Genomic DNA, 23,972 nt, shown 5'->3' with positions numbered 1-23,972 from the left:
CAGAGACGGAAAGCGGCAAGTCCCGGTTTCATGCCGAGACGAGAAGCACCAAAAAGTCGACCGGCAAATCGGGACGAATCCGATTTACCGGTCGATCGCTTTGATTGCGGCGCCGCCGCCGATGAATTTAGCCTGCGGCCACCGTCGGCGTGACACCCGGCTCCGCCGTCGCCGGACCCAGATCGGCCGGCACCGGCAGCGCGCTGCCCTTGACGAACTCCGGCCAGGTCAGGTCCCACGCCGTCCAGCCGTTACCGGCCTGGAGCTTGCGCTCGGTGCCCTTCACCGTGATCGGATCGCCGATCTTGGTCTGCTGGAACAGCCACCGGGCGTTGTCGACCGACACGTTCACGCACCCGTGCGACACGTTGCGTTGTCCCTGGTCGGCCACCGACCACGGCGCCGCGTGGATGTACTCGCCACCCCAGGTCAGCCGCTGCGCGTACTGGATATCGGTCCGGTAACCCTCCTCCGGCCCCAGTTCGGCGAACGTGTCGAAGACCGTCTCCTCCTTCTTCTCCATCACGATCATGGTGCCGCTGGAGGACGGCGTCTTCTGCTTACCCAGGCTGACCGGCATCGTCTTCACCAACTGGTCGTTCTTGAAGACCGACATCTGCTTCGTGGCGTTGTCGACCTCCATCACCAGCTTCTCGCCGATCTTCGCCGTCGCCTTGCGGTCCATGTCGCCGTACCGGCCCTTGGCCGTCGGATGCCCGCCGACCGCGATCCGGACCGTCAGCGTCGTGCCCGGCTGCCAGAACTCCGGCGCCCGGTAGAACACCTGCGTCCCGTTCTCCACCCAGTGCCAGGCACCCGGCTGCGGCGGATCCGTCTTCACGAACATCCGCTGCTGCACCCCCGCCCGGTCCTCCTTCTTCACCCCCGGGTGGAACTCGACCACCACCGGCATCGCCACGCCGTACTCGCGGTCGTCGAACAGGTAGAGACCCGTACCCGTCGTCGAACCCGACTTCGCCATCGTCGTGAACGTCGTCGTCTTCGTCTCCGCCTGCCCGGCCGCGCTCGTCGCCGTGACCGTCGCCGTGTAGGACTTCGAGTACTTCAACGGGCTCGCCGGCACCCACGACGACTGGTCGTCACGCAGCGCGCCCTCGATCGGCTTCGTGCCGCCCGTCTCGGTCAACGCGACCGAGGTCACCGTCCCACCCTTGACCAGGGTGCCGACCTCGGTGCTGATCGGCAGGTTCTTGGTGTCCGCGGCCGGCGTCACCGAGAACTCGAACGGCTCGGGAGGAGCGGAACTGGTCGCCGGGTCGGACGGAGCGCTGCCGAAGCGCGGCTTGTCGTCGCCGCCGGCACACCCGGTCAGCGCCAACGGGGCGACCACCGCCAGTACGGCCACGAAGCGCCAAACCCTGCCCATCCCAACCCCGATTCACTCGTCGCTGTGCACATGGTGCACGACGGAGGAAAGGGCGCGCGCCCCGGACGACACGGTGCCAGACGGGGCGGCGGCGTCAGGTCAGCCACACGGGTGTGGTGGGAGGCGAACTGGTTGGAAGGGGCCGGGATCGGCGTGCTAGGGTTTCCACCGTTGTCAGCGAGCGCCGCTAGCTCAACTGGCAGAGCAGCGGACTCTTAATCCGCGGGTTCGGGGTTCGAGTCCCTGGCGGCGCACTTGGGTTGAACAGCGAGAACGGCCCTCCGGAGATCATCCGGAGGGCCGTTACTTTTTGTGTGGGGACATCCTGGGGACAATGGCCCCCTCAGCGGCGAATGTCCCGGACTTTCGCGGCCCCGCCGGGCAGGGCGGCGGCGAGGCGGTCGACGGTGTCTGCGACCGCCTCGGATCGGGTCAGGGCGCGCTCTGCGACCGACTCGAGCGTGGCCAGCAATTCGCGGTGACGGTGCGCCGCGTCTCGTCGGTAGATCCAGAAAACGGCGAGAGTTGCGGTCGCGGGGACGAGCGCAGCGGCGAATGCGATCGCGAGTGCGCCTACGAATTCGACCGGCTCACCGTGAAGCGCGTGTGCGGCGATTCCGAGCGCGGTCCAGGTGGCTGGGGTAAGCAGTACGGCGGCGACCAGCAGTGCGGTGTGGACGCGGCCCGGGGTTGATGCGGTGGTGGTGTCTTGGCCGGCGGCGGCCGGGTGTGACATGGCGGTGCCTCCCCGAGGTGATCGTGAAGGCGCTCATACTGCCCGTCGAGCAGCGGGTTAGCACACACTTACTAACCCAAACGTGGATCGACAAGTCCCGATTGGCGGGCCCTTGCGAAGCTAATTGTCCGGAATGCCTAGCGATCACTCTGCGTCATTTGCTAACCGCAGCATGTGACGCGAACCGCCATTAGCCGGACAATCCAGGCGCACCAAGATCGCCAAACGCACCCCGATACTGACGATCGACTCAGCGTGAAACCAGCTCGACCTGGTCCGAGGGATACACGCCTTTCACCAGGTCCCCGGCCATCACGACCAGCACCGGCACACCGTCGGCAAGCCCGAACTCGGCGCGTTCCTCGGCCGTGGGCATGCGGGCCCTGGTGCGGCACCCGCGAGGTACCGGCACCTGCCGCAGCGTGCCCGGCTCCCGCACCCTGATCCCGATCCCGTGCTGGTAGTCGACCAGTCCGTCCGCCTGCAACGCCCGAACAGCGCGGCGAACCGTGGCGGCACCGACACCGTACTCATCCATCAACCTCAGCGTCGGCGAGATGAGCGCGCCAGCCGGCCAGTCCCCAGCCGCGATTCGGCCGCGCAGGTGGTCCGCCACCTGGCGCCACGCCGGTACGCCGGACTGGTGATCGAGCACTGACGCACGGTATGCAGGGCGGGTAGGTGTGCAGGTATGGAGCTACAGCGCTATAGCGCAAGTCCACCCGATCGGGAGGCAGTCGTGAGGCAGCTCAGAGGCTGGCTGGTACGGCTCCGCGGCTGTGGATGGCCCGGAGCGGTTCTCCTCACCCTCGTCCTGATCGTCGCTCTGTTCGACTACAGGTCGATCGTGTAGTCCAGCTCGACCCGGTCGCCGGGCAGCACGATGTCGACCGCAGCCTCCACCGGCCGCTCGCCGGACAGCATCGTTCGCGTGATCGTCAGCACCGGTACGGCGTCGCCGAGGCCCAGGATCCGAGCCTCCTCGGTCGTCGGCATCCGGGTCCGAATTTGCTCCCGGATCCGCGAGACCTGCACGCCCAGCGTGGCGAGCTGGGCGATGTTCCCGCCCGGCCACGGCTCCCGATCCGGATCGGCGACCGGCGTGCCGCCGACCATCTCCAGCAGCAGGTACGAGGTCGAGATCTGCTGCGGTACACCGTACGAGCGGAACACGAAGTGGCGGCGGAGCAGCGGCGTGCCGACGTCGACCCGAAGCAGGCCGGCCAGCTGCTCGTCGGCACCGACCTCGCTGTAGTCCTTGTCCATCGTGTAGTCCGACCAGCCGATCCGCTGGTCGGCGGTGAACGACGTCGCCGGCTCCGACTCGCCGCCGTCCCGCTGCCGGGTCTCGACCTTGTACCGGTCCATCCCAAGCCGGCGCACCGGCCAACGCGGGCGCACGTGCGAGCCCCGATGCCGGGCGGTGCTGATCAACCCCTCCGCGCGGAGCAGGGCGATTGCCTCGCGGACCGTACCGCGGGCCACCCCCCACTGCTCCATCAGCTCGACCTCCGTGGGCAGGGCGGCACCAGCCGGCAGAGTGCCGGACTTGATGCGCTGGCGCAGCTCATCGGCGATCTGGCGGTAGCGGGGGATCGGCGGCATGCCCGCCACGCTACCGGCAGATCTTGATTCGTCTGCATCAACTGTCAGGACGAAGGTCATGTCCAGAGCATGGCAGAGTTTCGTCTAGACGAAAAGATAGAACCTATGCCATGCTCTCGGCATGGACATCGACCACCCGGCCGTACGAGCCGTCACCAACTGGCTGGCGATCTACGGCCCCTACCTCGCCACCGGCGCCGGCGCAGTCGGCGCCCTGGTCGCCGCCTACGCCATCCGGAAGTGGATTCGTACGCGCGAACACGACGACTTCGCCGGCAAGCTCGGCGTCTTCCTCTTCCTCGTCGTCACGACCGAAGGCATGTGGGAGGTCGTCCACAAGCAACTCGGCGTCGGCGTCTGGCTCGCCATCGTCATGTTCGGCGCCTTCGATGCCGTGATCTACGCCCAGGGTCGGGCCGCGGTGAAGGCGGTGACCAAGTCGTCCACGGCCCGGGTCGCCGGCTACCTCCTGATCATCTGGGCGATGTCGATCGCCGCATCCATCACCGTGTCGATGGCCGGTGGCAACGCAGCCACCCAGTTCTTCCGTTTCTTCAGCCCGCTCGTGGCCGCCGCGCTCTGGACCCAGAAGGTGATGGCCCTGCGCAAGGTCGACTCCAAGGCCGAGGAGTCCTCCTGGATCTGGACCCCGGCTCGGCTCGGCGTCCGCCTTGGCCTACTCAAGCCGGGTGCCGTTTCGAACCTCGACGAGGTGTTCCAGCAGCGAAGGGTCGGTCAGCTCGTCAACCAGGCGATGGAGGTCTACGTCCTCGAGCAGGCCGCCAAGCTCGGCGGCACCGAAAAGGTCTCCCGCTGGCGACCGCGCCGCGACCGGCTGGCCACCGCCGAGCGCCGGCTCCAGCAGCTTGCGAAGACGGCCGACCAGGCGACGGTCGATGCCGCGCGGGAGCAGCTTCGCCGGACGCTGGCGATCCGGACCACGCTGTTCGCCCCACCGGCGCCGCCGGTTGACGACCGTACCCAGACCACCCTCGACGACGTCCGGCTGCTGATGCGCGACGCCACGACGTCACTACGCGGACAGCACCAGCGGGCGTTCGCGGCACCAGCCCAGCCCGCCATCGTGGACCGTCCCCGCCGGCTCTGGCCCGACCCGGACGCCACCCCGCCGGCCGTCACCGCCGCCGTCGAAACCCCCGCCATCGCGCCCGCCGAAACCCCCGCCGGGCCGGCCCCGGCTGGCCGCCAAATCTCGGCCGCGAAGCCCGCCAGAAAGACGGTGTCGGCGGCGGTCAAAAAGGTCGGCCCCGGCCGGCCCCCGAAGGCCGCCGAAAAGGCCGCCCGCGTCGTCGCCAGAAACCCCGACCTCAAGCCCGCCGAAATCGCCCGCAAGACCGGCGTCTCCGAGACCACCGCCCGCCGCGTCCTCAAGGACGCCAAGCCCACCGAGGAGTCCTGATGTTCCGTCGCATCGCCGAGCGCCGCCTCGAGCGCCGCCTCGCCCACGCCCTCCGCTCCATCAACCCCGCCTACCCGCCCCGCAGCGTTCGGCGCGCCCGTCGGATCGTCAAGGTCGGCGTCATCGCCGTCGTGACCGCCCTCGTGAGCGTCGTCCCCGCCGCGATCCTCACCTCGGCCGCCACCGCCCTGCCGGTCACCGCCCTGATCGCCTTCGTGGGCGGGGTCAGCGCGCTGCTGGCCGACGAGTACGCCAGCCGCAAGGGGTTCTGATGTCCCTGACCATCCTCGGCACCCTGCTCGCCGCCGGCATCGCCTGGCGCGTCTGGCGGCAGGGCGGGCTCATCACCGCCCTGCTCGCCCTCGCCCTTGGCGCCATCGTCGCCGCAGCCGGCGGCCCGTTCGCCGGCATGATCCGGGCGGTCGTCAACGTGACGCAGGCCGCCATCACCTGGCTCTCGGGCCTGCTGTTCTGACCATGGGGGACGCTACCGTGAGTGACGTCAAGGGGTTGAAGGGTCAAGGGGTTGATGCGCCCGCCAACCCCGCCCACCTGCGGCGCCTGCCGACAACCCGGCTCGCAAGCAGCCATCAACCCCCTTGAAGGGTCAAGGGGTTGATGGTCCACAGGCCGTGACGGCGAAGCGGGTCGAACTGAGCCCGCCGCTCGTCATCACCGGGCTGCTCGCCGCCGTCCTGGCGTCCGTGCTGATCTACGTCGCGGGCGGCCTGACCGTCTGGGTGGTCGTGCACCTGCTCGCCGCGGCGGTCGGCGCCCTCGTCTGGTGGATGCGTCGCCGGACCGCCCAGCGCAAGGCTCAGGCCGCGGCGAAGACGGATGGGAAGGCGTCCGCCGACAAGACCCCGCGCGCCGACAAGACCCCGCCCGCGGACAAGCCACGCCGCCCCGACCCCGCTGGCCGACCGCCGCGGCTTCGAGACCTCCTCAGCCGGATCCGGGACCGGGCAGCGCCCCGGGCGCCTGCTGGGGGACCGCCCCGGGCGCCCGGCCCCGGCGGCGCGCCACCAGCAGGCCCGGGCAAGCGGCTCCGCGACCTACTGCGGCCGCCGGGCGGACCCAAGGCGCCGGGACCGCCCGGCGGTAGGCCCCCGGGACCGGGTGGGAAACCGCCGGGCCCTGGCCCCCGGCGCCCCAACGGCAACGGGGGCGGAGGAGGCGGTGGGTTCCGGTGGCCCGGCGGCGGCCAGAAACCGCCGAAACCGGGACCCGAACCGGGACCGCGCGCCAAGCCCGCGCCGCCGAGCGACAGGGCGAAGCCACCCCCAGACCTCGCCAGCAAGAAACCCGCCGAGGCCAAGCCCGCAGCGCCGGAGAAGCCAGCCCCGAAGGCGAAGCCGGAGAAGCCCGCAGCCGAGCAGAAGCCGGCCGAGAGGAAGAGCACCAAGCCGGACGGCACCCCGCCAGCCGGACCCGATCAGAAGGAGAAGAGCAACGTGACGATCCGATTCGAAGAGGACAGCTCGCTCCAGCGGTGGGGCCGCAACCTCCAGACCATCACCCCCGCTGCCGAGGACGCCGCCCGACAGGCCGACGCCCAGGCCCAGCTCATCGGCTCCCTCGCCAGCGGCGTCAGGAAGCTCGCCACGCAGGGCGAAACGGACCTGCCGGCCGACCCGACCCTCATCGCCGAGGCCGAGTCCATCGCCGCCGACCTCGCAGCCCTGGAAGCCGAAGAGGAAGCCCTCGCCCTGCGGCTGCGGCAGCTCGGCAGCCGTGCCGAGGTGCTATCCGGCGCCTACCGGCGCTCGCACGAGACCGACGAGGCCCGCCTCGAAGGCGAGCGGGGCGGCCGGCACCGGGAGAAGCGCGCCGACATCTCCGCCGCCGAGCAAGACGTCTGACCAGCGCACCAACCAACAGGAAGGGAGAGGCCACATGGGAGCCACCAAGAGCGGCGCGGTCTGGGTACCCGCCTGGGTAATCGTGATCCTGCTCGCCGCCGTCGCGCTGCGCCTGCCGGGGGTGCCGGTGTCCTGGTGGCTCCCGCTCGGCCTCGCCCCCCTCGCCGCCCTCGGCGCCGTCCTTATCGCGGCCGCCCTGGATCGAATGGCCGCTGCGATCCACCGTGGCGTGGCCGCGCTTGCCGCCGGCATCTGGGTCGCGGTCGTTGCCGGGTGGGGCTGGTCCGGGCCGGCCGTTGTTGCTCTTGGCATCGGCGCCGGCGTCGTGCTCGTGCTGGAGTTGCTGTTGGCCCCGGCGGCTGAGCGGTTGACGCCGTGGCAGGCCAACCAGCTTGTCGCGCTGCCCGCCGCGCCGCCGGTCGAGCAGCGGCCGCCCGACGTGCTTCAGTGGGAGGCGATGCTCACCAGGCTGTTCAAGAAGCCGATCCGGGTGACCGCAATCCACCCCTGGGACGAGCCACGCGACGGGCAGCGCGTTCACATCGACCTTCCGGAAGACATGACGCTCAAGACCGTCGCAGCCCTGTGCGACACTATCGCCGCCGCCCGTCGACTGCCTGTCGGCTGCGTCGTTCGTGCGCTCCCGGCCGCCCACCAGGGCGCCGCGATCCTGGACGTCATGCTCCGCGACTGCCTCGCCGGCGAGGGACGCATGCTCGCCGAGCCGACAACACCAGCCAGCATCAACGACCCGTTCGACGTGGCTACCACGGCACGCGGTGAGCGCCTCGAGGTGTGCCTGCGCCAGAAGAGCATGATCGTCGGCGGTACGACCGGATCCGGGAAGACCACGGCACTCAACCGCCTGATCATGTTCTTGGCGCGGTGCACCGACACCCTGATCTGGGTCGTCGACCTCAACGGCGGCGGTGTCGCGGTTCCCTGGGTCGGCCCCTGGGCGCGCGGCGACGCCACCGCACCGGTCGTGGACTGGGTGGCCACCAATGACGTTGAAGCAGCCGTGATGGTTGCCACCGCCGCTGCCGTGGCCAAGGACCGCAAGGTCAACCGCGAGGCGGTGCGCCGCAAGCGGGCCGCCAACTCGACGGTGCTGCCGGTCGACGCCGCCCTGCCCGCCATCCTGATCCTGGCCGACGAAGGCGCCGAGATCCGGCAGACGATCGGCCTACTCGCATCCCTCGTCGACGAGGGCATCGCCCGGGTCGCGCAGATTGGCCGAGCCGAGGGCGTCCGAGTGGTGATGTCCGTCCTGCGAGGCACCGGCGACCTGCTCGGCAAGGGCCTGCGCGCGGTCGTCGGCATCCGGCTGTGCATGCGGATGGACGAGGAAGGCGAGTGCGACCACGTGCTCGGCCGTAACCCCGGCCGGACCCCGCTGCTCCACGTCGGCAGCGCCTACCTGTTCCGAACGGACAAGGACCTGACGCCGGTGCTGGCCCGGACGGTCGACGTTGACCTGGCCAGCATTGAGCGACACTCGATCGCAACCGCCGGTCTGCGGCCCCGGCTGGACGAGCGGGCGCAGCGAATCGCTGCCCGCCTTACGGTCGCGGATGTAATCGAGGGCCGGGATCCGAAAAAGTTCGAGGGGCTGCTGGAGCACCCGACGATGCGGGAGGTGGCCGCGGGCCGGGCGTACGCCGGCCGCTGGGACAGGGCTGCGGCGATGCTGGCCGAGCTGCGAGAGGAAGACCTCGGCGACGACCTGGACGACGAGCCCGCAGCGCCAGTGGTGCCGGCCGGTCCGCTGACCGCCGCCCCGGCCGGCTCGGCCGCCGAGCAGTTCCTCCTGGCCATGGGCGTCACCCGGAACAGCCAGCCGGCCAAGCCGGCCCCGGACCCGGTCGAGCGGGAGGCCGCCGCGCTGCTTTCCGAAGCGCACCTTGCACAGCCGGCCGCACAGCACGCCGCGCCGGCGCCCGCTGTCCCCGGCGGGGTACCGACGACCCGTGAGGCCATCCTCGCCGTGCTGGACGCCTCGAGGCGCCGGCTGACCGCCGCTGAGGTCCGTGCCGAGGTCGGCACGCTCGGCGTGGACGTGTCCGCGCAGCGGGTGCACCAGGTGCTCTCGGCCCTTGCAGACAAAGGAGCGGTCGCCCGCGAAGGCGACCGCTACGAGTTGGTCTGATCGATCAGGGGATGATGCCGGTCGCCTTGAGCAGCCGTTCGGCTGCGGATCCGGGCGGAGCGACCGGGCCGGCCCGGTGCCGGGCAGCAGTCGGCGGTGCGGGCAGTTCACCGCGACGCAGTGCCAGACCGCGGCGGCCTTCGGCCAGGCCGTCGTCGAGAGCGGCCCGCAGTTCGGCCTCGCTGACACCCGCGAGGGTGGCCTCGATCGCGGCATCGCGGAGGCGGCGGGTCCAACGCTGCTGCGGGGTCTCGGTCATGACTCCACTGTGACATAGACCCCGGACATGCAGAAGCGCCCCCGCCGGCCGGTGGCCAGCGGGGGCGCTGTCTTGCGCTCGTACGACGGGGGTCCGTCCCAGACGACGCTACCGGGTGACCAGCTCGCCGTCGATGACCCGCGGCGAGCCAGAACCCCAGCCCACCGACGTCGTCACCGGCGCCCGCCCCGGGCCGGCTGTGGTCGTTGACGCCGACGGCGCGACACCGACACCCAGGACGCTGAGCCCGGCGAGCAGCATGAGCACGACCTCGGCGTTGTCGAGTCCGCCGACGATCGCGACGGTCAGGACGCCGAGGACCGCGAGTGCCCCGTTGACGGCCGTCTTGAGCCACGGCGCGGACGGTACGAGCGGCACCAGCCAGACCAAAATCGCCTGCGCGGCCGCCGTGGCGATGGCGACCCACTCGACCGGGTCGACGTGCTGGTCGCCGCCGAGCGCGGCGTAGGCGGCGGTGAGCCCGGCGAAGACGACGGCGACGCCGGCCTTGCCGTACTTCTGGATGAGCGACATGTAGCGCCTCCGATGAGGTCGAAAAAGAGAAACCGCCCCAGGTCAGGGGCAGTGGAAATCCCGGCGCAGCTCAGCGATCGACGTCGCGATCTGCCGGCCGGCCGGCGTCTGCGGCGGTGACTCCTGGTACGCCTGGTCCAAGGCCACGACCACCCCGCACCAGCGCCGGTCCGACTCCTCACGGGCCTGCTCCGCAGCGACGTCAGCCCGACTGGCGGTGTACAGCGCCAGCCCCACCAGCGTCAGCGCCGCGACGAGCAGCCCGACGAGGAACTGCCACCCTCGCTGCGTCACGGCTCACCCGCCCCGGACGGCGCCGACGGCGAGGATGAGCCCGGCGAGGATGAGCCCGATGACACCGATCCCGAAGGCTGCTGGGTCGAAACGCCAGGTGAGATGCCGACCAGGCCGAACCCGAGCGGAGTCGCGACGAGAGTGAGCAGCGCCAGGATCAGCGCCTCGGACGCCCGCTCTGGGTGCCGGACGGTCAGGAAGGCGAGTCCACCCAGGCCCCCCAGCCCGCACCCAGCCAGGACGCACAACTTGATCAGTCGCTCGGGGGTCACTCACTGCCCGGCCCGGCGGTCAGCGCCGCGCCCAGCTCCCGCGCCCGCTCCGAACCGAGCACCGCGACCAGGACCCGGGCCGACTCCGCCACCGGCACCTGGCCGAGCCGGGCGAGCGTAGCCTCGGCCGTCGCCGCCGGCAGCTCGTTGAGCCGTTCGAGCACCGCGTCCTTGCCTTCCAGGACGTAGTCGACGACGCCCCGGTCGCCCTTCGGCCCGCGGCCGGCGACCTGGAAGCGCACGCCGCCCTTCCCGCAGATCGCGTTGTACAGCTCCCGCTGCTCGGCGCCACTCAGCTCGGACATGAGCCCTCCATTGTTTGTGCCGGTCAGGACGGCGAACACGCGGCGCATCAGCGCCATGTCGTTGGCGTGCCGCCGCTTGAAGGTGATGTGCAGGTGCCACAGGTGGCTGCTGTCCGAGGTGGCGACGACGTTGCGGATGTTGTCCCACCCGTCGACCCGCTGATCCCCGTCGACGTTGCCGTACCAGGCAGCGATCTCCTCCAGCTCGCCGGCCCGCACAGCCCGGTCGAGCCGCTGGCAGATCAGCAGCATGTCCTTCGTGCTGCCCGGGGTGAAGTCGAACCCGGCGAGCCACCGCGCCTGCTCGGCGGTCAGTCCGGACTCGACCGTGTACCTGCGGTTGGTGCACCACCGGCTCTGCAGGATCCACTCCTGCGACCGGTGGGAGCCGTTCAGGTGCCGGTTGTCGCCCTTGATTCCGGCCGCCGTGCGAGGCCGGCCGAAGTGCGCACAGAGGGCTTCGGCGAGCCAGGTCATGGCCGGTGGGGTGATCTCACGGCCCCAGACCGCCTCGGCGGCGAGCTGCGCGTACGTAGGCACGGTCTACCTCCAGGGCGTGGTGTGGTGCCCGCCTCGAGCGTCCGCCCGGCGGGTGGAAGACGGCGGACGTGTGCCGCCGTGCGGAACGTCAGGCCCAGGTCTCGCGGATGTTGACGGTGAACCTGTCGCCGGCATCCACGCGAGTCGTACGCGATCCGACGTCGTTCCGGGCCCGCAGCGACACCGTGTACGTCCCGGCCGCCACGCCCGTGATCTCGGCATGACCGGTGATCGGCGTGTGCGCGCTCGCGGTGTTGAGGATCATCTCGGCGACCGGGTAGTCAGCGGCTGCGATTCGCACGGCGATGATGGCCAGGTGACCGCTGGTGCCAGACACGTAGGCCGTGGCCGTCAGGTCAACGATCAGCTTTGTATCGGATCGGATCTTGGTCAGGGTGAACGACAGCCCTGTCAACGTGGCGAACGTCGTAGCCGTGATGTCCTGCGTGCCAGGCGGCGTACCCCGATACACCGTCTCCGCGCTGATCGACCGAAGCAGCGCCGCCGTCACCTTCCGGCCCGGCTGGATGGTTGCCATCGTCTCTCCTCAGAGGGCCAGGTGAGCAGGGGTCCACACGTCGACCGGCGTCCCGGCCGGCCACGACCGGCGGACGCCGTTGAGCGCACGCCCGCCTGGCGCCACCGTCGCCACCTGGTAGCCGGCATCCACGGTCAGGTCGGACACGTGCGCGGTTACCGGCAGCGCACCGCTGTAGGCCGTCGACAGGATCAGCCGCGCGCCGACGTGCCCGGCCGCTGCGTGAGCGCTGTCGGTCGTCTCGACCTGCCATGCCGGCGGCGGCCACGGGCCCGCCGGCCACACCCGAGCCCGCAGGGTGCTGCCACGCACGTCCAGGGCTACGGAGTACCGGGCTCCAGCCACGTGCACCAGGTCGGAGACGTAGGTCGCCAGAAGCGTCTCCGTGCCAGAGGACCGACGCCGGATCGTGAGCGTGATGCCCTGGCTGGTGGTGCAGTCCAGCCTGGCCAGGTAGCAGCTCGCACCGTCGGCACTGGACCGGGCGGCCACCGCCGCGAAGATGCTGCCCCCAACAGCCAGGGCATCCGTGCTGACGGCCGCCGTCACCGTTACATTCGCCGCCGGCGACGGCGCCAGCACCCACCTGCTCGAGTTGATGACGCCCGCCGAGATGCGGCCCGTGCCGATGTACGCCGACCTGACCGCCCGCACGTAGCGCCAGAACGCCTCGAGCCTGCCGGCGGCAGCGCCGGCACTCGTGGCCCCGCCGGGAAAGAAGCTGTCGCGGAGCGCGCGGCTCATCTCGAGCTGCACACCCGCTGACCTGGCATTCTGGTTGCAGATGTTGGCCGGGTCCGTGCCCGCGATCTCGCTCGGAGCATCCACCACGGCAAAGTCAGCATCCTCGAGCGCGGCGCGGACGCGCGCGACCAGGTCGGCGTCGAGCCCGCCAAGCGCCGTCGTCGCGACGCCGGTCGTGCCGACGTAGCCGTGGAAAGACAGGGTGCGCTGCGAGGCCCCGACCAACGCAGTGCACAGCGGCTCGTCGAAATTCGTCGAGGTGATGTGCAGGTCCTGGTTGCCGGACGTCTTGAGCCCGGCGAACTCGTACACACTCATGAGCCCGTCGCCGACCGCCCGCGCCATCTCGCCGCTGCCCCGCTCGATGCCGCCACCGTGGATGGCGATGGACGCCCAGGTGGCGCCGGTCACCGGAATGACGGTCCTCGAGTAGTCGACACCCTCCGTCTCGGCGGCGGCCAGCTCGGCGTACGAGGCGTAGAGATCCGCCATGGTCAGCCGCCCTCCACCCCGTAGTCGCTGCTGCTGCCGCCCACCGTGGCCCAGGTCTGGCCGGTGTCCGCCGTGCCCCAGCCGGAGGCGGCGTAGCGGGCGAACCGATCCTCAAGCGACGCCCGCGTCTGGGCGATCCGCACCTGCTCGCCCCCGAGTCGCAGGTCGAGAGGGTGGTCGCCGTCCAGGGTCGTCCACCCCTCCGGTGCCGACAGCCACAGCACCATGGCCGCCTGGTCGACGTTGGCGGCGAGCAGACCGTCATCGGTGGCGATCCGCTGGTCCTGGGCCCCGTCCAGCTCCGCCACCAGCCACGGGCTGGCCGGCTGGAGGTTCAGTACCGCCTTCCACTTCCGCCGACCCGACCAGGTCTCGGTTGCGCCCACCACCAGCTGGTCGATGACGCCGGGCGGCGCCTGCGCCGGCGGATCGGTCACCTGCACCCGTGACCCGGGCCGGACCGCACACCAGTCAGCGGCCAGCTCCCTGGCCACGTGCAGGTTGATGGCCAGCGACGGCCAGCGCATCTCCTGCGCCGAGTGCCGGCGCAGCCACCAGGCGGCATGGTCCTCGAGGGCGCCGTCGCCAACGTGGTGGACGGTGGTTTGGCCCTCGATCTCGCCCTGGAGCGTGACCAGGTCCTCGTCACGAGCCTGCGCCGACGAACCACCGTGCCGCGACACCGTCCAGATGTTGCGGCGGTTCGGGTCGTCCGTCGCCGGGGCCAGGTCCCCGCCAAGCTGCCTCTCCGCAGCCGCGATCGTGAGCGCGACCGGGGCGTTGTACCGGTCCGGGCGGGGCAGGTACCCCAGGCCCCAGCCGTCCTCGTACACGAGACCCTGGTCGGACTCCGCACACTGCAACAGCAGCTCTGCGACCGTCCCGGCGGGCTGCGGCCCCATCCGGACCACGTCCTCAGCCGCCACCGTCGGCGCCGCGAACGAGACGCCCTCCTCCGCACACAGGCGAGCGAGGCGCAGGTGGGCCGCCTCGTACTGCCACGGCAGCACGTCCGGCGCCCTCACCGACTGGCCATACGAGTCGACCACGTCACCCTGCTGAGGCAGCGTGGGATCGGCGTCCGGCCAGACGGTCAGATGCCCGAACGGCAGCGCCTCCGTTGCCGTTGTGCCGGACGCGTTTGCCGTGATCCTCGCCGGCCCGGCCAGCGTGCCTGCCACCGTTGCCGAGCTGGCGAAGTTGGAGGCGAAGTACATGCGAACCGAGATGTTGCCGCCGGCCTGGGTGGCGGTGATGCGCCAGGCGCCGAAAGCCTGCCCGGCACCACCGTTGACGTGCGTCTCGGTGCCGGCAGCGTTGTACGCCTTCAGTGCCCAGTTGAGCACCGATCCGCTCATGGTGAAGATCAGCGCCCAGCGCACATGGGTGCCGCCCGGCGTGAGCCACTCCACCAGCGTCAGATCGCCGGTGAACGAGCCGGCCGCGACCGTGGCGACGAACTGAAGGCTGTACTGGCTGGCAGCGGTGCAGGCTGCGGTGACCGGGGCGGGGATGGTCGCCACCAGTCGGCCACCGGCGGACAGGTCCGGCAGTGGCAGCGTCCCGGCCCCGGCGTTGCCACCGGGCGTGGCGACCGACACCGCAGCGAACTGAGATACGCCCGCCGTGGTGATCGACGGGTGATCCGCGATCGCGGAGGCAGCGTGGTCGGCGTCGCCACCGTCCTCGGCCGGCCAGTACGCGGCCGGTGCCGAAACCGGGATGGCGCGCCGCAGCGCCGACCGCTGCGGCGGCCGACCCCGCTCCCGACGGCCAAGGATCCCGACCGCCTGGATACGTGTGACGGCCATGAGCGCCGACGCCCCGGGCCAGGTCACCGACCAGTCCTTGACGAAGCCCGAGAACTTGTTGAGCCAGCCGTCGCCCAGGTCGACGTCGTAGGTGAGCGGCGTCCACTCCAGGACGTGCGGCCAGTACGGGCTGAGCGGGTGAAACGGCGTGAATCGGCGGTCTGTGTTTTTCAAACTCAGCCCGAGCCGCGCCGTCTCCACCTTCGACGCCCCACTCGAGCTACCCCAGGTGAGCTGCACATCGTGCGGAACATGCCAGTACGGGGTGATGTCGACCCACGGCCATGTCTCCGACGGCGTGCCGATCGCCGCCCCGAACGCAGCACGAATCCGGACGCCGAGCACGTTGCCGTCGGTGTACGCCACGCGCCCCTCCTACGTCCCCAGAGCGGCCTGCACGTCGCCGCCAGACCTGACCTGCACCTCGTCACGGATCACCAGCACCAGGTCGGAGCCGCGTACGACGAACTCGCCGCGGAGGCTGACCGTGCCGCCGGCGCCGCCCAGGGCATTGCGCTCGGCATGACTCAGCGGGTGCACGCTGGCGCCCCGGCCCAGCCGCACCAGCTCCGGGCCGGCGTCGCCGACCACGGCCAGGCCGTCCTCGATGATGTGGCCGCCCTTGGCCAGGTACGGGATTCGCGGCATCGACAGCTGTCCGCCACCGAAGGAGCCGAGGCCGGGAATCGACACTGAGGGGATCTTGAACGACAGTCCGTTCCACTTGCCGATCACCCAGTTGAGCGCGCCCTTGAACGAGTTGGACACGCCATCCCACATGCCCCGGCTGGCTGACGAGATCCGCCCCTTCCAGCCCGTCACCTTGTCGACGACCCAGTCGATCTTGTCTCCGACCCAGCCGATCGCGGCGCCTGCGCCGTCACGCAGCATGCGGAAGTGGTTGACCCACCAGGCGATGGCGGAGACCACCTTGCCGATGCCGTCGATCAGGCCGACGAGATACTCCGTGTACAGGTCGTACAGGACCGGAATCACGTTCTCGACGATCCACTCGGCCACGGTCTTGATCGCGTTTCCGAAGGTCGTCAGTTCCTCACGGTTCTCATCGATCTTGGTCTGTAGATCGTTGAACGCGCCGCGCAGTTTCTCGAGGTAGTCGGCGCGAACCTTCTCCAGGACCGGCATCACCTTGTCCTGGATCCAGCCACCGAACGCCCTCAGCGCCGGCATCACCTTCTCGTCGAGCGCGCGGCGGGCGGAGCCCATGAAGTCCTTGACCGACGGGTTGTCGGCAACGCCCTGGACGATGCCGATGATGCCGCCACCGAGGGCAGTGAGCTGCTGTATCGCCTGGTTCTTGAACGCCTGCACCCGCTGGCTGGCGCTCTGCTCCAGGGTCTTGCCCATCTCGTCGGCCGCCCCGCCGACCTTGCCCAGCGACTCAGCGGCCGTGTCGAGATCCATCGACCACAGCGCGTCGCCAAGATCCTCGGCCTTGGTCCCGAAGAGGCCAACCGCGACCGTGTTCCTCTTGACCGGGTCCTCGATCGCCTTCAGCTCGGCGAGGACCAGGCCGAACGCGGCCTTCGCCGTTTCGCCCCCGAGGCAAGATCGATCGCCATCCCCTCGGCGTCCATCCCCAACGCCTGGAAGGCCTCGGCCGTGGCCTTCGACCCGTCGATGGCCCGGATCGAGAATTCCTTCAGGGCATCAGCGACGGTGTCGAGGTCGCGGGCGCCGGCCTTGACACCCTGGTTCATCAGCCCCATGGCATCGGCGCCGGACAGGCCCAATTTGCGGAACTGGGTGCCGTACTCGCTGAAGCTGTCGAGCAGGTCGCCGGCCTGGTCACCCGTGACCTGGAAGCCGCGGGTGATGAGGTCCATGGCCTCGCCGGCGTCCTTGGCCAGCCCGGTCTTAACCATCTGCCCGGCCGCCCTCGTGGCCTGCGTTACGTCCTGACCAAAGACGGTTGCCAGCCCTTGCGCCTTGACCGTCAGGTCCTCGATCGTGGCGGCGTCGGCGTTGGGCGGCAGAAGCCCGGACTGCATTACGGCCCGGGCAGCCTGCATGGCCTCGCCGGCGTTCTCGGTGAAACCGCGGCCGTAGACGCGGCCGGCGATGTCGCCGAGCCGCTTCGCCTCAACCGGGTCGCCGAGTTGCGCGGTCAGCAGCGTCTGCGCCTTGTCCAGCTCCAGCGCCTGGCCGATGGACGATGCGAGTACGGCGCCGACTGCGGCGCCCACGATCGCGGCACCGGCCTTCAGTCGGCCGCCGAACCGCTCGAAGCGAGACTCTGACTGGTCGAGGCCACGCTCGAACTGGGTGCTGTCGGCGGTGATCTGGGTGTTGAGCGTGCCGAGATGCAGCGACACCTGATCACCTCCTGCGTGTCGGATCGAGGACACGACGCCGTGATCGGCTCGTCGCGGTTAGTACGGTGCGCCGGTCCATCACCAGCGCAGAGAGGTCACCGAATGCACCCGCAGCAGCCGCCGTACCGGCCCGTCCCGCCGCCCCCGCCACGTCGCCGCATGTCGCCGCTGCTCATCACGCTGCTCGTGGTGGCGGTGGTGCTCGCGCTCTGCTGCGTAATCGGCATCATCGGCGCACTCGTCTCCGGCGGAGACGATGACGACCAGGTGCCAGCCGGCTCGCGGCCATCCGCAGCAGCAGAGGTGCCGGCGTACACCGTCGTCGAGCAAACCGACAACGGGCACATCACCATCGAGGTCGAGTCGACCAAAGGACTGCGAGCCGTGTTCGACGACATTCGCGGCAAGCAGTCGGCAGAGGGCGGCTACTGGGTGTGGATCGACTGCGCATCCGGTGGTACGGAGAGCGTCGCCAACCGTCTGGCCAGCGGAAGGTTTGCGATCGGAACGTTGGGTCGGGCGCAGACCGGGCTGGATGAGGGTGAGGTTGCCTGGGAGGTCAACGAGGGCAGGTCATGCCCCGCTTGACGGTCGTGGGCTGAGTGCCCGGTGGAGGCGGGTGTCAGCGGCCAGCAGGCCCTGCACCCGCACCTTCCACCACCGCCACGACCGAGACCGGAGCAGGCCCCGGTCCTCGAGATCCACCCCGTACACCTCGTGCATGTCCGCCTCAAGCAGCGGCCACTTGGCGAGGATCGCCTCCCAGGTCACGCCGCGCTCTTGCGTTTCCTGCTCCTGGAGGACTTCCTCGGGGACCTCATATCGCTGGTAGAGGCCGCTTTCGGGGTCGCGTCGGCCGCGACCGTACTGCGCCCACCAGTCTTCTCCGCTGCTCTCCGCTCGGCCCGGTTCCCCGGGCCCGGCGCTTCCCCCGAGCCACCACCCATCCGCCAGGCGCGGATGGCGGCCTTCTCGCCACGGACAATCCAGGCGAAGACGGTGCTGGCGCAGTGCTCGATCCGTGGGTGCGACACCCCGTCAGCCAGCATCGCGTCAAATGCAGAGCCCATGACCCGCTGGGCAACGGTCAGGCCGGTCTCCAGCTCCGGCATGTTGTTCAGTGACGCGACAGCCGCTTTGACCTGATCTGGCGTGGACGACTCTGTGATCTGTCCGTACACCGACGCAACGGTTTGGCACCAGAGGCCCAGTTCGGCGGACGGCTCGGGGATGACGTACGTGCGCTCGACGCCATCCCTGGCCCGGACGGTGAGGGTAAGGGTGGGATCGACGTACTTGTCGTACCCGTCGAGGTTGAGACCCATCAGGCGGTGTAGACGTAGTTGTCGGCCGCCGTGTCCGCAGACTGCCCGACAGACGTAGTGACGCGCACGGCGACGGTGCCAGCAGTGCCAGCCGGCGCAGTGGCGATCACGAGCGAGTCGGAGACGACAATGAAGTCGTCGGCGGCATTCGCGCCGAAGTCGACCTCTTCGACCGCCGGCTGCCCGTTGAGGGTGAAGTGCTGGCCGTAGATGCTGACCAGGTTGCCGCCAGCGTCGTCGCCGGTGGCCGGGGTCAGGCCGGTCACGGTCGGGGTCAGCGTCGCCGCGGGGTTGGGAATGTCGACCAGAGGCCCCTGCCCCTGGAGCACGATGGCGATGCGGTTGCCACCCTTGCCGCCCGGCATCGTCCACGACTTGACATAGCAGCGGCCCTCGTGGTCGTGGCCGCTGTCGATGCCTGTCTCGTCGTAGAAGCGGATGCCGAACTCATTGTTCTCGATACGGCCTGACCGGTGGCCCTTGAACTTGGCGCGCAGGAACGCGTGGAGGGCCTCGATCGCCGTGCCGGCGAGGTTCGTTGAGTAGGCCAGGGTGGCCTCGATGCGCCACGAGTAGCCGGTGTTCGTCTCGCGCATCGCTCCGGCGTCGGAGTACGTCTCGTCGTCCTCAACGCGCGGCTCTTCGATCAGCTTGAGGTCCACCATGCCGATGGCGTTCTGGTAGTGCACGGCGGGGTAGGTGGCGGTGTCGATGTCGAGCAGGTGGGACCGCGCGAGGGAGGTCACGCGGTCGGTTGGGGTCGTCGCCATGACGTTCTCCTCGTGGTCAGTCGGTACGGTGCGCCGTCGGGCGCATCGAGTCGATGTAGTAGTTCTCGCTGCGTTCCCAGCGGCCGTTGCCGTCCTTGCCGAGGGAGGTGTAGCTCTGCCGCCAGATCTGCTTGATCGGGATGCCGCGCCAGCGCAGGCCCATCGCGGAGTCGAGCGCGTCGAAGACGTCGTCGGCCAGGTCGTCGCACTCGCGCGGGTCGCGACCGGCCCTGATCCGAATTTGGATGGCGGAGATGTGGTCTGCCATCCCGGGGAGGTCGGTACCAACGGGGTAGTTGGCCAGGGTGATGAGCCTGTTCGGGGTCTGCGGTACGTCGCGGATGACGATGCCGATGTCGTCCGGCCCGTAGACGCCGTTGGGGAGCCAGAGGCCGACGGAGGCCGCAGCAAGGTGCTCGGCGCAGCCCTCGAGAAGGTCAGTGGTCCAGCCCATCAGGTCTCGCCCAGCTCGCGGCGTGCCCGCTGGTGGATCAGGGCCAGGACCGTCGGCTTCTCGCCGTGCATCGGCTCTTCGAGGAACTTCGCCTTCCTGCCGGCGTCGTGCCGGTAGGTCATGTCCTCGTGCTGCCGGGCGGCGTACGGACGATCAAAGCTGACGGCCACAACCAGCCCGTCCTCGTCCTTGCTGACCTCGCCGGACCGCTCCAGGTCGCCCTCCTCATGCGGCGCCAGCGAACTAGAGACCTGGAGGAGGTGTTCCGCGCCGACCTCGAGGCCGGCCATCGTGGCCGCTCGGATACGGGCCAGGACCCGGGCCCCGTCCCACTCGATGTCCGTCATGGTCACCTCCTACTCGAGGGCCAGTTCCCAGTGCTCCGGCAGGTCATGGCCGTGCGCGTCCAGCCAGGACGCGACGAGGACGCGGGTTGTGCGGCCTCGGACGGTGACCCGGGATCCGGGCGGAGCAACCGTGCCGGGCGGGGCTGCCACCGTGGTCTGGGAGACCTGCTCGGCGCCGGCAGCGTCCTGAGTCTGGACGCGCACAAGGCGGCGGGTGTCCTCCACCACGCAGCCGTCGACAGTGGTTGCCGGCCCGTAGACGTCCCCGTACGCGCCGCTGCCCTCGTACGCCTCCACCAGGATGGACGCCGGCTGCGGGATGCAGGCAGCGAGGAACTCGTCCCAGGTCATCAGCAGCTCCAGGGCGCGTGGCCGGTCAGCCCGGCCGCCTGGAGAATGGCCCACGCCCGCGGCGACCAGGCCGCCCCGAGCTGCTCGAGGTGCCAGCCTGCTGGACCGACAGCCGGCCGAGCGTGAAGCTCGACGGCTTCGTCGTCGCGCCGACCGACGTGGCGTCTCCGCTGGCCCGGGCGTACTCCGCCTGCGCGCACGTTGCGTCCCGCAGGGCGGCAATGTGCGCTGGCGTGGTCGGTAGGCCGGTGGCATCGGTGGGGTAGAGCGCGGTCAGCAGCATCTCGTCGACCCGCCGGGAGGCGGCCTGGAGCGCGCGCCGCGCGCCGGCCGGCGGTGCAGCGTGCAGCCACCTGGCCAGGTCAGCCGTGGTCGCGTAGACCCGGGCCCCGACCGGTCCCGAGACCGGGGCCACCAGCACCGATGTCCGCTGCCGGCCCGCACCGGTGCCGGTGACGGTCCAGTCCTCGATCCACTCGCCGGGTGAGGTCAGCTCGTACGCTGGCCCCTCCCACGAGCCGCTGCCGCCGGTCGGGGTCAGCGCCGTACGGGTGCCGTCCGGCGCCTCCACGACCAGCGCGGCCTGCGTCGTCCCGTCCGCCGGCGTGACCGTGAGCGTCGGGATCCGCCAGTCGCCCTCGTCGTACGCCACGATCTCCTCCTCACGGTCGTCCGTCGCTGGTCAGGGTGGATGTGGTGCCGCCCGCGGCGAGCACGGCGGGCGGCCGCCCGGAGGCGGTCAGCGTGCCGGGCTCCAGTCCGGGCGCCTCCGCAGTGCCCGCGAGGGCCACGACGGCAGCCGGCAACACAGCGGCCAGGTCGCCCGCGGCAAGCACGCCACCGGTCGCCTGCGCGGTCGCCGCAGGCAGAGCACCGGCCAGGGCACCCCGGACGGCCCCCGCGCCGGCCAGAGCAGCCACCACAGCCGGCAGCGACGCCGCCAGCGCGCCGTCGGTCCCGACCGCCCCCGATGCTGCGGCGGTCACCGCCGGCAGGCTCACCTCGAGCGCACCGCCAGCGGTGACCACCCCGGCCCCGGCCGCCACCGCCGCAGGCAGGCCAGCAGCCAGCACCCCGGCGCCGGACACCGCCCCGGTCGCCTCCGCTGCCGCAGCGGGCAGCACGGCGGCCAGAACACCGGTGGGGATGGTCGACGGCTCCCGCAGGCGCACGATGGCCAGGGCCCCGCAGGACTGGCTCGCCAGCGCGTGGGCGAACGTCGGCGGATCCGCAGTGCCCGTCAGAACCGTCGTTGACCAGGTGGCTACGCAGCAGTCCGAGTTCGACGAGTTCAGGCGGTTGTTGTTGTAGGCGATCGTGTCGAACGTCGCTCCGGACTGAGCCAGGGCCGGCGCCGACTTGGCGCCCACACCGTCCGAGTCCGACGACCGGGCGATCAGCAGCAGGTCGCCGGCCTCGAGCGGCGACGTCCATGCCCCGGCGGTCGCCGAGTACGCCGAGCCGTGCACGCTGTCGGAGCCGACGACCACCTCGAGGTCCAGCGGCAGCACCGCCGACGTGACCGCGTCCATCGCAGCGACCATGCAGTCCGCACCAGTCGCGGTCACCGTCACCGAGCCGGTCTCCGACCCGTCCAACTCCCGTATCCAGACACCGAGCCGGGTCGGCCCGGTGTCGCTGGCGACCGCCTCAGCGGCACCGCCAGGGGTGTCGACGACCTGCGTCCACCCGGCGACGCTGCCCCAGGCGGCTGTGTCTGGCTTGACCGTCGCGTAGAGCACCCCGGTCCGGTCGGCGGCAACGCCGACGTACGCCACGCTGGTGCTGGTCGTGCCCTTGGCGCTGCTCGCTACCTCTACCCCTGACGACGCTGCGACAGAGGCCACGGTCAGCTCGCCGGCATCGTCAGGCTACCGCTGGTGATCTCCACTGTGAGCCCCGTCGTGATGGAGACGGTGGACAGGGTGAGCTGCCCGCCGCCACCGGTGGCCGTGACGGCGCCGTCGAAGACGCCCAGACCGGACCCGGCCGCCTCGGTGCTGTCGAGCACGCGAAACCATCCGGCGGTCCCATCAGCCGAGGCCGTCGCAGTCGGCACCGGGGTCACGTCCAGCGTGGCCACCCCGACCGCCGCGTCCCGAACGCAGGATCGGACAGCGTGAACTGGGCCAGCAGCGTGCCCGTCGGCGCCGACCCGGGGCCGGCCGGCTGCGACCCGGTATACACCCGGATCACACCCGGCCCAGACCCGCCGTCGACCAGGTCCACGATGCCGTCAGCCGCCGCGTTGCGCGCGGCCGTGGAGATACGAGTCGGCATGACCTACTCCTTCGGGCCGTACTTCTCGCGCAGCTCGTCGCGCTTCATCGCCCGTACCTCGGCCTCGTCGACGCCCTCGACGTTGGCGATGACCCAGTCCGCCCAGGTCTCCTGCGACGCGTTTCCGGCCGGCGGCTCCAACCCGGTGGACAGCTGGACCACCGCACCCTGGCCCAGGTCGACCAGTTCCGGCCCCTGCTCGCCGACGAGAGGCGGGCCATTCTGCTCCGCCGGATCCGGGTGGTGGCGGCGGAGCATCCCGATGCCCATCAGGACGCCGCCGTGGTCAGCACCAGCACGCCCTTGTCGTTCAGGCGCTTCACCGCGTAGTGCAGGTTCGTCGTCACGACGTTGGTCCGCTTGAGGATGTCCCGGTCCTGCTCGACGATCGGGCGCCGCTTCCACAGCACACCAAGCGAGTTTCGCTTGACGATGAGCGAGGTGCGGGCCGCGAGCCGGTCGGTGACGTAGATGTTGAGGCCGCCGACCTGGCCGATGAAGCCGCGGCGGACGATGTCGTTGCCGGACTGGGTCTGTGCCGCCTGAATGAAGTCGTCGTTCTTCATGATCGCGGCCTTGGCGTCCGACCGGATGAACATGCCGTAGACGTCGTCCAACTCGAAGTCGTCGCCGAACTTGGCGGTGGCGTCGACGATGTGGTCCCAGGTAAGGGCGGTCTGCCCGGTCGAGAGGGTGTGGGTCAGGGGCGCCGAGTTGCCGACCACGTCGCCGTTCGGGCGGGTGATGCCGTCGGTGACGGTCGCGGTCGCGGCGGCGATGAGGTCGGTGTCGACCTTCCGCGCGGCGAGGATCCCGAACTGCCGGATGGCTTCCTGCTGGGGGTCACCGAGGCCGGTCAGCATCGCCTTGTCGGTGATCTCGACGGCCTTGCCGGCTTCCTTGATGGTGGCCTTGGAGGTGGACTGGGTCAGTGCCTCGGGGACCATCGCGACGCCCTCGGTGAGGTCGGCCAGTTCGGAGAGCGCGTCCCACTTCGGGAAGTCGACCGTGTCGCCCGGGTTGCCGACGAGGGTGTCGTCGGACATGGCGGCGTTGGCGACGATGACGCGGCCAAGGAACTCGGCCTGGGCCATGTCCTCCCAGACCTCGGGAACGAACAGCTTCGGTGAGTCGGTGAGTGCCACTGGGGCTCCTGGATCA

31 protein-coding genes and 1 tRNA gene are annotated in these 23,972 nt (G+C 70.4%); 7 read left to right on the top strand and 25 right to left on the bottom strand.

Annotated features, from left to right (window positions below; all coding sequences use genetic code 11):
• Positions 1-127: 127 nt before the first annotated feature.
• Positions 128-1,387: a L,D-transpeptidase gene (locus Prubr_RS05825; RefSeq protein WP_212822339.1), complete on the bottom strand. Its 1,260-nt coding sequence runs from the start codon at positions 1,385-1,387 to the stop codon at positions 128-130.
• A 181-nt stretch (positions 1,388-1,568) separates the two neighbouring features.
• On the opposite strand from Prubr_RS05825, the gene Prubr_RS05820 reads away from it, so the two are divergent.
• Positions 1,569-1,641: transfer RNA gene (locus tag Prubr_RS05820), tRNA-Lys, on the top strand.
• Positions 1,642-1,730: 89 nt separating this feature from the next.
• On the opposite strand, the gene Prubr_RS05815 is transcribed toward Prubr_RS05820, so the two are convergent.
• The 3 genes from Prubr_RS05815 to Prubr_RS05805 form a co-directional block, all read right to left on the bottom strand.
• Positions 1,731-2,123, bottom strand: coding sequence for a hypothetical protein (locus Prubr_RS05815; protein WP_212822338.1), 393 nt, complete (start codon positions 2,121-2,123; stop codon positions 1,731-1,733).
• 250 nt (positions 2,124-2,373) lie between these two features.
• A complete protein-coding gene (locus Prubr_RS05810) occupies positions 2,374-2,739 on the bottom strand; it encodes a GntR family transcriptional regulator (RefSeq protein WP_212822337.1) in 366 nt (121 codons plus the stop codon).
• A 218-nt stretch (positions 2,740-2,957) separates the two neighbouring features.
• Entirely contained in the window at positions 2,958-3,728 is a 771-nt protein-coding gene (locus Prubr_RS05805; RefSeq protein ID WP_212822335.1) for a GntR family transcriptional regulator, read from the bottom strand.
• A gap of 121 nt (positions 3,729-3,849) precedes the next feature.
• Between Prubr_RS05805 and Prubr_RS05800 the strand changes: the two genes are divergently transcribed.
• The 5 genes from Prubr_RS05800 to Prubr_RS05780 all read left to right on the top strand — a co-directional run bounded on the left by Prubr_RS05800 (position 3,850) and on the right by Prubr_RS05780 (position 9,159).
• Positions 3,850-5,148 (top strand): hypothetical protein, encoded by a 1,299-nt coding sequence (locus tag Prubr_RS05800; RefSeq protein WP_212822334.1) that lies wholly within the window; start codon positions 3,850-3,852, stop codon positions 5,146-5,148.
• Complete coding sequence (locus Prubr_RS05795) at positions 5,148-5,420, top strand: hypothetical protein (protein WP_212822332.1); 273 nt, start codon at positions 5,148-5,150, stop codon at positions 5,418-5,420. The genes Prubr_RS05800 and Prubr_RS05795 overlap by 1 nt, the downstream gene beginning before the upstream one ends.
• Complete coding sequence (locus Prubr_RS05790; protein ID WP_212822330.1) at positions 5,420-5,623, top strand: hypothetical protein; 204 nt, start codon at positions 5,420-5,422, stop codon at positions 5,621-5,623. The genes Prubr_RS05795 and Prubr_RS05790 overlap by 1 nt, the downstream gene beginning before the upstream one ends.
• Before the next feature lie 157 nt (positions 5,624-5,780).
• Complete coding sequence (locus Prubr_RS05785; protein ID WP_212822328.1) at positions 5,781-7,010, top strand: hypothetical protein; 1,230 nt, start codon at positions 5,781-5,783, stop codon at positions 7,008-7,010.
• 34 nt (positions 7,011-7,044) lie between these two features.
• Positions 7,045-9,159, top strand: coding sequence for a hypothetical protein (locus tag Prubr_RS05780; RefSeq protein WP_212822327.1), 2,115 nt, complete (start codon positions 7,045-7,047; stop codon positions 9,157-9,159).
• A 4-nt stretch (positions 9,160-9,163) separates the two neighbouring features.
• Here Prubr_RS05780 and Prubr_RS05775 read toward each other — a convergent pair whose 3' ends face one another.
• The 9 genes from Prubr_RS05775 to Prubr_RS05735 all read right to left on the bottom strand — a co-directional run bounded on the left by Prubr_RS05775 (position 9,164) and on the right by Prubr_RS05735 (position 17,284).
• Positions 9,164-9,418: a hypothetical protein gene (locus Prubr_RS05775; RefSeq protein ID WP_212822326.1), complete on the bottom strand. Its 255-nt coding sequence runs from the start codon at positions 9,416-9,418 to the stop codon at positions 9,164-9,166.
• Between the two features lie 108 nt (positions 9,419-9,526).
• Complete coding sequence (locus Prubr_RS05770; protein ID WP_212822325.1) at positions 9,527-9,952, bottom strand: hypothetical protein; 426 nt, start codon at positions 9,950-9,952, stop codon at positions 9,527-9,529.
• Positions 9,953-9,994: 42 nt separating this feature from the next.
• On the bottom strand, positions 9,995-10,246 hold the full coding sequence (locus tag Prubr_RS05765; RefSeq protein ID WP_212822324.1) for a hypothetical protein: 252 nt from the start codon (positions 10,244-10,246) through the stop codon (positions 9,995-9,997).
• A gap of 268 nt (positions 10,247-10,514) precedes the next feature.
• The gene (locus Prubr_RS05760; RefSeq protein ID WP_212822323.1) at positions 10,515-11,363 is read right to left on the bottom strand and encodes a hypothetical protein; all 849 of its coding nucleotides are present in this window, start codon (positions 11,361-11,363) and stop codon (positions 10,515-10,517) included.
• Between the two features lie 88 nt (positions 11,364-11,451).
• Positions 11,452-11,874 (bottom strand): hypothetical protein, encoded by a 423-nt coding sequence (locus tag Prubr_RS05755; RefSeq protein ID WP_212822321.1) that lies wholly within the window; start codon positions 11,872-11,874, stop codon positions 11,452-11,454.
• Positions 11,875-11,910: 36 nt separating this feature from the next.
• Positions 11,911-13,137 (bottom strand): poly-gamma-glutamate hydrolase family protein, encoded by a 1,227-nt coding sequence (locus tag Prubr_RS05750; protein ID WP_212822320.1) that lies wholly within the window; start codon positions 13,135-13,137, stop codon positions 11,911-11,913.
• A 2-nt stretch (positions 13,138-13,139) separates the two neighbouring features.
• Positions 13,140-15,314, bottom strand: a complete 2,175-nt coding sequence (locus tag Prubr_RS05745; RefSeq protein ID WP_212822319.1) for a hypothetical protein — start codon at positions 15,312-15,314, stop codon at positions 13,140-13,142.
• Between the two features lie 9 nt (positions 15,315-15,323).
• On the bottom strand, positions 15,324-16,373 hold the full coding sequence (locus Prubr_RS05740) for a hypothetical protein (protein WP_212822318.1): 1,050 nt from the start codon (positions 16,371-16,373) through the stop codon (positions 15,324-15,326).
• An 89-nt stretch (positions 16,374-16,462) separates the two neighbouring features.
• Complete coding sequence (locus Prubr_RS05735; protein WP_212822317.1) at positions 16,463-17,284, bottom strand: phage tail tape measure protein; 822 nt, start codon at positions 17,282-17,284, stop codon at positions 16,463-16,465.
• Positions 17,285-17,443: 159 nt separating this feature from the next.
• Between Prubr_RS05735 and Prubr_RS05730 the strand changes: the two genes are divergently transcribed.
• Positions 17,444-17,872 (top strand): hypothetical protein, encoded by a 429-nt coding sequence (locus Prubr_RS05730; protein ID WP_212822316.1) that lies wholly within the window; start codon positions 17,444-17,446, stop codon positions 17,870-17,872.
• On the opposite strand, the gene Prubr_RS05725 is transcribed toward Prubr_RS05730, so the two are convergent.
• From Prubr_RS05725 to Prubr_RS05670, 12 genes are read right to left on the bottom strand one after another with little or no spacing between them, the layout of a single operon-like run.
• Positions 17,858-18,055, bottom strand: coding sequence for a hypothetical protein (locus Prubr_RS05725; protein ID WP_212822315.1), 198 nt, complete (start codon positions 18,053-18,055; stop codon positions 17,858-17,860). The genes Prubr_RS05730 and Prubr_RS05725 overlap by 15 nt on opposite strands.
• The gene (locus Prubr_RS05720; RefSeq protein ID WP_212822314.1) at positions 18,052-18,609 is read right to left on the bottom strand and encodes a DUF7426 family protein; all 558 of its coding nucleotides are present in this window, start codon (positions 18,607-18,609) and stop codon (positions 18,052-18,054) included. Before Prubr_RS05720 ends, Prubr_RS05725 begins: the two co-directional genes overlap by 4 nt.
• Positions 18,609-19,379: an IPT/TIG domain-containing protein gene (locus tag Prubr_RS05715; RefSeq protein ID WP_212822313.1), complete on the bottom strand. Its 771-nt coding sequence runs from the start codon at positions 19,377-19,379 to the stop codon at positions 18,609-18,611. The genes Prubr_RS05720 and Prubr_RS05715 overlap by 1 nt, the downstream gene beginning before the upstream one ends.
• A 16-nt stretch (positions 19,380-19,395) precedes the next feature.
• Complete coding sequence (locus Prubr_RS05710) at positions 19,396-19,833, bottom strand: minor capsid protein (RefSeq protein WP_212822312.1); 438 nt, start codon at positions 19,831-19,833, stop codon at positions 19,396-19,398.
• On the bottom strand, positions 19,833-20,180 hold the full coding sequence (locus Prubr_RS05705) for a minor capsid protein (protein WP_212822311.1): 348 nt from the start codon (positions 20,178-20,180) through the stop codon (positions 19,833-19,835). The genes Prubr_RS05710 and Prubr_RS05705 overlap by 1 nt, the downstream gene beginning before the upstream one ends.
• A gap of 9 nt (positions 20,181-20,189) precedes the next feature.
• Complete coding sequence (locus Prubr_RS05700) at positions 20,190-20,531, bottom strand: hypothetical protein (RefSeq protein WP_212822310.1); 342 nt, start codon at positions 20,529-20,531, stop codon at positions 20,190-20,192.
• Positions 20,532-20,556: 25 nt separating this feature from the next.
• Positions 20,557-21,183 (bottom strand): hypothetical protein, encoded by a 627-nt coding sequence (locus tag Prubr_RS05695; RefSeq protein ID WP_212822309.1) that lies wholly within the window; start codon positions 21,181-21,183, stop codon positions 20,557-20,559.
• Between the two features lie 10 nt (positions 21,184-21,193).
• Positions 21,194-22,378 carry a hypothetical protein gene (locus tag Prubr_RS05690; protein WP_212822308.1) on the bottom strand — a complete coding sequence of 395 codons (1,185 nt, stop codon included), beginning with the start codon at positions 22,376-22,378 and terminating at the stop codon, positions 21,194-21,196.
• A gap of 2 nt (positions 22,379-22,380) precedes the next feature.
• Complete coding sequence (locus Prubr_RS05685) at positions 22,381-22,542, bottom strand: hypothetical protein (RefSeq protein ID WP_212822307.1); 162 nt, start codon at positions 22,540-22,542, stop codon at positions 22,381-22,383.
• A 53-nt stretch (positions 22,543-22,595) separates the two neighbouring features.
• Entirely contained in the window at positions 22,596-22,811 is a 216-nt protein-coding gene (locus tag Prubr_RS05680; protein WP_212822306.1) for a hypothetical protein, read from the bottom strand.
• Between the two features lie 3 nt (positions 22,812-22,814).
• Complete coding sequence (locus Prubr_RS05675) at positions 22,815-23,081, bottom strand: hypothetical protein (protein ID WP_212822305.1); 267 nt, start codon at positions 23,079-23,081, stop codon at positions 22,815-22,817.
• The gene (locus Prubr_RS05670) at positions 23,081-23,956 is read right to left on the bottom strand and encodes a N4-gp56 family major capsid protein (protein ID WP_212822304.1); all 876 of its coding nucleotides are present in this window, start codon (positions 23,954-23,956) and stop codon (positions 23,081-23,083) included. The genes Prubr_RS05675 and Prubr_RS05670 overlap by 1 nt, the downstream gene beginning before the upstream one ends.
• Between the last annotated feature and the right edge of the window lie 16 nt (positions 23,957-23,972).

The organism is Polymorphospora rubra, assembly GCF_018324255.1.
Lineage (GTDB): Bacteria > Actinomycetota > Actinomycetes > Mycobacteriales > Micromonosporaceae > Polymorphospora > Polymorphospora rubra.
This window is presented reverse-complemented; position numbering and strand designations above follow the sequence as displayed.